At 40.8% G+C, this 7,120-nt stretch carries 7 protein-coding genes; 2 read left to right on the top strand and 5 right to left on the bottom strand.

All coding sequences use genetic code 11. The annotated features are described in order from the left end of the window. The coding region (locus AC2JBO_RS41345) for a DUF760 domain-containing protein (protein ID WP_496959432.1) at positions 1-296 on the top strand (296 nt) is incomplete at its 5' end. A gap of 56 nt (positions 297-352) precedes the next feature. Here AC2JBO_RS41345 and AC2JBO_RS41340 read toward each other — a convergent pair. Beyond that, positions 353-1,570, bottom strand: a complete 1,218-nt coding sequence (locus AC2JBO_RS41340; RefSeq protein ID WP_496959431.1) for an HhoA/HhoB/HtrA family serine endopeptidase — start codon at positions 1,568-1,570, stop codon at positions 353-355. A 292-nt stretch (positions 1,571-1,862) separates the two neighbouring features. Here AC2JBO_RS41340 and AC2JBO_RS41335 point away from each other — a divergent pair, with 292 nt between their 5' ends. Next, entirely contained in the window at positions 1,863-2,771 is a 909-nt protein-coding gene (locus AC2JBO_RS41335; RefSeq protein WP_496959430.1) for a peptidoglycan DD-metalloendopeptidase family protein, read from the top strand. A gap of 150 nt (positions 2,772-2,921) precedes the next feature. Here AC2JBO_RS41335 and AC2JBO_RS41330 read toward each other — a convergent pair whose 3' ends face one another. The 4 genes from AC2JBO_RS41330 to AC2JBO_RS41315 form a co-directional block, all read right to left on the bottom strand. Then, positions 2,922-3,947 (bottom strand): cysteine hydrolase family protein, encoded by a 1,026-nt coding sequence (locus AC2JBO_RS41330; protein WP_496959429.1) that lies wholly within the window; start codon positions 3,945-3,947, stop codon positions 2,922-2,924. A 252-nt stretch (positions 3,948-4,199) separates the two neighbouring features. Next, the gene (locus AC2JBO_RS41325; protein ID WP_496959428.1) at positions 4,200-4,451 is read right to left on the bottom strand and encodes a DUF4926 domain-containing protein; all 252 of its coding nucleotides are present in this window, start codon (positions 4,449-4,451) and stop codon (positions 4,200-4,202) included. A 30-nt stretch (positions 4,452-4,481) separates the two neighbouring features. Next, positions 4,482-6,206: a sensor histidine kinase gene (locus AC2JBO_RS41320; protein WP_496959427.1), complete on the bottom strand. Its 1,725-nt coding sequence runs from the start codon at positions 6,204-6,206 to the stop codon at positions 4,482-4,484. 472 nt (positions 6,207-6,678) lie between these two features. Next, a partial coding sequence (locus tag AC2JBO_RS41315) for a methionine adenosyltransferase domain-containing protein (protein ID WP_496959426.1) occupies positions 6,679-7,120 on the bottom strand: 442 nt, incomplete at its 5' end.

Here is a 7,120-nt window from a genome sequence, read left to right as displayed (position 1 = left end):
AGCTTCCTTTTGAGAGCTTTGAGGAAAACCCTAATCCGTTACTCAAGTATCTCCAACACCAGCCGCCCGAAGTTTTAGCGCGTGTCGCTCAGTCTGTCAGCCCAGAAATCAAGCAAATTATATCCCAAAACGTCCAAGGTCTTGTTGGGATGCTGCCAAACGAAAACTTCCACGTACAAGTTGCAACTGACCGTGACAATTTAGCTGGACTGCTGGCATCGGCGATGATGACAGGATATTTCCTACGCCAAATGGAACAGCGGATGCATTTAGACAATTTGAATAGCAGCCATTAGCCAGTAACGCTGGTTATTTAATTCGCGCGCATTTGTGCTAATAGCCAGCAGCGTCCTTAACGAAGCGGGTAAATTCCTGATTGGACTTTGAAAGCTTGAATTTTGTCGTCGCGGTTGACTTCTATTTCTAATACGTCGCCAACCGAGCTAGATTCAACTTGCTTTTGAACTTGCGCGGCACTTTTTACAGGTTTGCGATTTACCTTAACAATTAAATCGCCACGACGAAGCCCGCCTTTCTGCGCCGGAGAATTTTCAGTAATTCCTTTAATCAAGATTCCCGTATCTTGCTTGATATTTAGATTACTTTCAGTATTGATTTGCTGCTTTTTGTTGGGCGTTAAATCTACCATCTCAATTCCCAGGAAAGGATGTTCAACACGTCCTTTTGTGAATAATTCACCAGCTATACGCGCGGCGGTTTCGATGGGAATAGCAAACCCCAAACCCTGAGCATCGGCACGAATAGCTGTATTTACACCAATTACGTCACCTTGGGAATTGAGAAGCGGTCCACCTGAGTTTCCAGGGTTAATAGCAGCATCTGTTTGAATAAAGCTGACTCGCTTTTCTGGCACACCAACTTGGGCGCTGGTACGGTCGGTAGCGCTAATAATGCCAATAGTTACGGTATTATCCAAACCAAGGGGGTTGCCAATTGCAATTGCCCACTGTCCGGGAATCAAATTTTGCGAATTACCCAACTTCACCGTTGGTAACTTTGTGCCTTGAATTTTGACTGCCGCAACATCGGTTACAGAATCAACACCTACAACTTTTCCTTCATAAGTTCGACCATCTTTGAGTGTTACCTGCACTGTATCCGTGTCGGCGACTACATGAGCATTTGTAAGTATTTGCCCGTCTTGGCTCAATACAAATCCTGAACCAGTTCCTCGCTCGATTCTTTCTTGAGGAACTGGTTGCTCGTTTTCACCAAAAAACCGCCTTAATATTGGGTTTTTAAAAGCGTCAGAAATTGGATTAGCGACTTTACGTGTAGCATTAATTCGTACAACTGCCGAACCTGTACGCTGAACCGCAGCAGCAATAAAATTTACATCTTCAGACCCAACTGCCCCAATTACACCTCCCACTTTTGCTGGAACTACTGTATCTGGGGTTGAAGCGACTGTAACATTTCGTAACTCTTGAAACTGGCGCCTTTGCGGTATAAGAAAAGAATTAGTAAATAGTACCGTACTACCACCTAACATACCACCCACCGTCACAAGAGAAAAATAAACGATTAGTTGCTTCAACGATAATTTCATAGTAATAACACTTAGAGAACATTAATTTTAAGTAAGATTGCAATGTCAGACACGTTCTTTATAAGTTTAATCAAGCAAAAAGCTTGTTGTCAGATTAATTTTGAATAAAAAACTCTGTATGTATACCTTTTAGCTTTTCTTTACAATTGGAGCGGAACTCCTGACTCATCATTACGAGTCATAGCCATGTATTCATTAGCTCTCTAACGATTCCCGTATCAAATCGGGCGCCTGTCGTCCAATTTCAATTTAAAATCAACAATTAATCAGATGCAGCACTTGGGTTCATGGCATGAAATCTCCCTTTACCAATATCTCTTACACAACTTTTAAGAAAATTCGCATTTATCTACTGATTTTTTGTAATTTATTTAACATATTGGCGCTACTTAACTTTTCCTCAAATGCAGTTGCACAAACGTCTAGCTGTCCAAGAGGTGCATTATCTAGGTTTTTGCGCCATACGGTATCGAGTGGCGAAACGATAGAAACCATAGCCCAACTTTACAATCTTACGCCCAAAACAATTCTGACCATGAATCCGGGGCTGCAAAACCGTTCGATAAAACCGGGCAGTCAAATATTAATTCCCCCCTACAATGGCATTATCGTTGAAGTCCCACGCTCCATGACTTGGCGCGACATCGCCAAACAATACAAAATTCGTGCTGATGTACTATTTGAAATTAATGGTTGTCAGCCAAACCCAAGACTTGTGTTTATTCCACAGTCAAAGCGTCCTAATTCTCCAGTTTCAACCGCAGCAGTTCCCAATTCTAATTCTACTCCCATACATTTTGCAGGGTATCCCCTCACTGAAATTGCAAAAATTGCATTACCCTATGGATGGGTTCAAAACCCCACAACTGGCGAAGTATTTTTTCATAGCGGAATAGACCTACTGGCGCCAGTTGGAACACCCGTTCAAAGCACTGGAGACGGAACAGTCGCATTTGCGGGTGAACAAGGTTCGTATGGAAACTTAGTCATAATTAATCACGCGAACGGTATACAAACTCGTTACGCTCAACTAAAAACAATTAAAGTCACAGTCGGTCAAAAAGTTACTCTTGGTGACATCCTCGGTACAGTCGGTACAACCGGAAAACCAACATCACTCCAACCACATCTACACTTTGAAGTCCGTACCAATTCTGACTTAGGTTGGAAAGCCGCAAACCCACAAGATTATTTAAAATAGAGTTTCTTAACGAGGCGCCATTAATCATAAATCGTAGCACAGGCATCTTGCATGTGCAGTGAATGTAATTTTATTTACCAAGAAGACCGTAGAGACGCGATTAATCGCGTCTCTACACAGTACGAATTTTCTCTAAAACCCATTCACGAATTAAAAAGCAAACTCATTAGATTTTACTAAATGCATTCCAGCTTCTGCAAACCTTGCATAGGCTGCATTTGCGGCTTCACTATAATCTACCACTCCAGGTACAACAACAGGTGAAGTACAGTCTTCCAATAAATAAACCTTTTGTGCCAAAGAAGCATCTATTTGCTGTATATCTGTAAGTAAATCATCAATAGTCCACGCAACACAATGACTCTTTGCTTGTCCCGCAATAATCACAACGTCGTAGTCCAATAGCTGTTTAATTAAACGCGCGTTTTTCTGAGCAATTGGCAAATCGTCAAATCCTTCCATGACTTCCGGACGTAATATAGAGTAATTCTCTGTTAAAGGATTATCGCCTTTCATTTCAAATTGCGTTTGACTGTTTCTTGCCATACAGTGGAAAAATATCGCTTCTTCAACTGCTGATACCAAAGCGTGACCAATACCCCCAAGCATCGAATGATATGGCCATACAATTAAAGGGTATTTACCATTGTGCGTTAACTTTGTTACGTAATGGTATGCGTGTTTCTCCAATGATTCATATTCATATTTCAAGCTAAAAGCTACTGCTGGATTAACTTTCCAAATTCTGTTATCAATATCAGCAGGAGTAATATTAGTTGCTGCGGGTATTGGATGTTCTCCGGCTGCATTTATCCAAAATATCGGATGGAAAATTTGCATCGCTGTATGTGTATCGAGCGTTGGTACAATTGTTGTAATTTTTCCTAAATTACGATATATAAATTCACATAAGCGAACATTATCATCAACGGCGCCATTTCCAGACTGACCACCAACAAATAACTCAAACTCAGGAATACAAAACGTGTTCTGTACATCAATTAAAAGTAGACAAACACGAGTATTGTCGAATTGGCTTTGCTTGATATTATGTTGCTTTGCCCAGGAAGGCGCCTCGACCGCGCGTTGTTGGTAAGGTACTCGCCAAACCTTACTAACTGTATCTGGATTAAAGTGTGTAGGTATAGGTAGCTGACTGCTTATTTCGGTGTTCATAGTTGATTTCTGTATAGTAAATTTACTTCCGGGCGTTGTAACATTTCGCTCAACATAATATAAACACTAAAATATGAACATGAAAAGTAGCGCCTACGTCCTGAAGCGCTCTCAAAGTCTGGAATGATAAGATATATACCTACAAATTTAATAGCACAGAATATTAATAATAATGAGCAAAGGATGTAACAAATAACGCATCCCTTGCAAACTGGTTCTTTGAATTTTAGAAATTATCTCACTACGTTCTAATTAATTTAGTACATATTCACTCGCAAATGCGATTGGTTCGTGAAGTAAAACCATTAACTGTTTTGCTGTGAGATTCAGTTCAGCAAATGTTTGTCCTGATGTATCGCTAAAGTCTACTTCAAACACATTCGGCGCCACTACATCAGTAACAGTACCTACTTGACCTCGATATATTCCGTATTCCGGTAAATCCTCGATTAAAGCCACAATATCAAGCAATCTAATTTCAGCGTTCATTGTTCCGATATTCATAATTTTCTGTATCTGAAATGTTTGTATTTTTTATCCTTCTGCCATTAGGGGCAAAATAACTGTAAAAGTGGAACCGTTACCAGGTTCGCTTTTAAGTAAAATTTCACCACCCATCATTTGGCAAAAATGACGACTAATGGCTAACCCTAAACCAGTACCACCGTACTTTTTAGTAGTTGAAGCATCACCTTGAGTAAAGGGTTTGAATAACTGCTGCTGTTGATGGTATGTCATGCCAATACCAGTATCGCTAACGGTAAAGATTATTTTTTCCTGCGGATATTCGCCACCTAATTCTTCTTTCTCCGTTCGTACCTTCAAACATACTTTGCCATTCGTAGTAAATTTAGCAGCATTACTGAGCAAATTCAATAATACCTGACGGACGCGCGTTTGGTCAGCGTACATTGTGCCAAGTTGTGGGTCGCAGTCGATTTCAAAGACGTTACCATTTTTCTCAATAGCTGGTTTTACTGTGAGGACAACATTATTTATTAGCGTTGCAATCTCAAACGTCTCCGGATAGAGCGTCATTTTTCCCGCTTCTATTTTCGATAAGTCGAGAATGTCGTTTATCAGTTCGAGTAAATGTCTACCAGCAGCGTTAATCGTTTCTAAGTCGGTCGAAAAATCTCCTTCTAACCCAATGTCAGTAGCGTCGTCCTGTAGCAACTGACTCAAACCAATAACCGCGTTGAGTGGGGTACGCAACTCGTGACTGACATTCGCAAGAAATTGACTTTTTGTTTTGCTCGCAGCTTCCGCTTCTTCTTTTGCCTGCTGTAGTTCTTTTGTTCTTTCCGAAACTCTTTCGATTAACCTATTGAGCGACTTTGCCAGCAGCCCAATTTCATCTTCGGTTGTCACAGGCGCCCGTAAATCAAAGTTAGATTTTCTTGCGACTTGCTCGGCGACTTGCGTCACAATGATTACAGGCTCGGCGATATCGCGCGAAGTTCTCCAAGCGACAATGGCAGCAACAGCAACCGAAGCAACCATGCTTAGAATAGTAATCAAGCGTTCATAGATTTTGGCGTTTTCGACATCTCTAGAACGGCGTTCACTTTCTTGGTGAGCAGCTTCTAAAGTTTCAAGTAACCTCTGTGACTCCTGGTCTAAGCGTGTGGCAGTTTCTCCACGCATTACCGAAAGTAACTCGCCCGAAAATTTAGCAGCATTTTTTTGTAATGGTTGAGTTTCGACTTCTTGCAAAATCGACTCAACCTCAGAGACATAGGATTTTAAGTAGCCAGCATAGTCCCTCATAAAAGAGCGTAGCCATTTTGGCGGGGGACTTAAATCGCGTGGATTGCCATCAATGAACTTAATTAGTTCTTGTTCAGATTTCTGCGCTCTAATAAAGTCATTGCGAAAACTATTTTGTCTTTCCTCTAACTGTTGTTGGTTTTCGACGACAGCAGGCAACTTGTAGCTAGCAAGCAGCGTGCCAATTGCCGCATCTTTATAAGAAGCTAACAGTTGAGATTGCCTCGAAGCTTGCTCTAACTGTCTAATTTCGTGTCCTCGGTAATAGTTCGCAGTTATGAATCCGGTTAACGAACCCAGAAAGCCAATACCAATTGCCAGAAAATATCCATAACCAATTTTTTGGTGAATTCGCCAAGAGCTTGCTTTGAGTTTCCCGCGCGTGGGAAATTCAATCGTCGGCAATTCATCGGTTGAAGGCTGATTTGCTGGCACTGTTTTACTTTCGGAACGTTTATGGAAAACGGCTGGCTTTCGCTGAGTTCGCATTCCTCAATCCTCCTAACGCCCTCCGTTGATGACATCTATATATAAGCGCAAATTCACTATGATTGTGTTAATTTAATATATTGATAAAATTTCAGTAGATTAAAAAGATATTCAAACTACAATTTTGCATCAATTCTCATTCATTAAACTCCCGAATTGAGTATCAATTACTAAACACCCTTTCAACCCTGGATGGCAGGATTTTACGAACAGTACATAATAATAGCAAATTACAGGGATTTATCTCTACTCAAATATATTCCTTTACTATCAAATTTGATCATTGTCTCTATAGACTTTGCAAGACTTTTACTTAGCTCCCACCACTACATTACATTTAGTTTATAATTAATTATTATCATTATATAGCTATGTAGTTAATTATGCATTTATTTAAATTCAATGAAGGCGCCTGTTAGGGAGGAAAAAGTCCAAGAAACTAGGCGCCTTCTATGATTATGAAATCAAAGCATTAGACAATAGCTGTTAATTGGGAGTTGGTAGCAGCAGCTTTGAGTAGTTCAGCTTTGTCGGTTTTTTCCCAAGGTAAATCTAAATCATCTCGACCAAAGTGACCGTAAGCCGCGACGTCCTGATAAAAACGTCCGCCTCGTTCGTTTGGCAAGTTCTTAAGATTTAAGCTGTGAATAATGCCTGCTGGACGCAATTCAAAGTTATCTTTGATTATTTTTAGCAAGATTTCATCGTCAACTTTACCAGTACCAAAGGTTTCGACGAAAATACTTGTTGGTCTTGCAACACCGATAGCGTAGCTTAACTGCACTTCGCATTTTTCTGCCAAACCAGCGGCGACTATATTCTTGGCGACATAGCGACAAGAGTATGCTGCACTGCGGTCAACTTTTGTGGGGTCTTTGCCAGAGAAGGCGCCACCACCATGTCGTGAGTAACCG

The sequence above is a fragment of the Calothrix sp. CBUCES-K 9914 genome (assembly GCF_059640475.1).
This window is presented reverse-complemented; position numbering and strand designations above follow the sequence as displayed.

Coding starts and splice junctions, on each gene's coding strand:
- AC2JBO_RS41340 (WP_496959431.1), bottom strand. CDS start 1,570: ATGAAATTATCGTTGAAGCAACTAATCGTTTATTTTTCTCTTGTGACG.
- AC2JBO_RS41325 (WP_496959428.1), bottom strand. CDS start 4,451: ATGAATATCGGAACAATGAACGCTGAAATTAGATTGCTTGATATTGTG.
- AC2JBO_RS41330 (WP_496959429.1), bottom strand. CDS start 3,947: ATGAACACCGAAATAAGCAGTCAGCTACCTATACCTACACACTTTAAT.
- AC2JBO_RS41320 (WP_496959427.1), bottom strand. CDS start 6,206: ATGCGAACTCAGCGAAAGCCAGCCGTTTTCCATAAACGTTCCGAAAGT.
- AC2JBO_RS41335 (WP_496959430.1), top strand. CDS start 1,863: ATGAAATCTCCCTTTACCAATATCTCTTACACAACTTTTAAGAAAATT.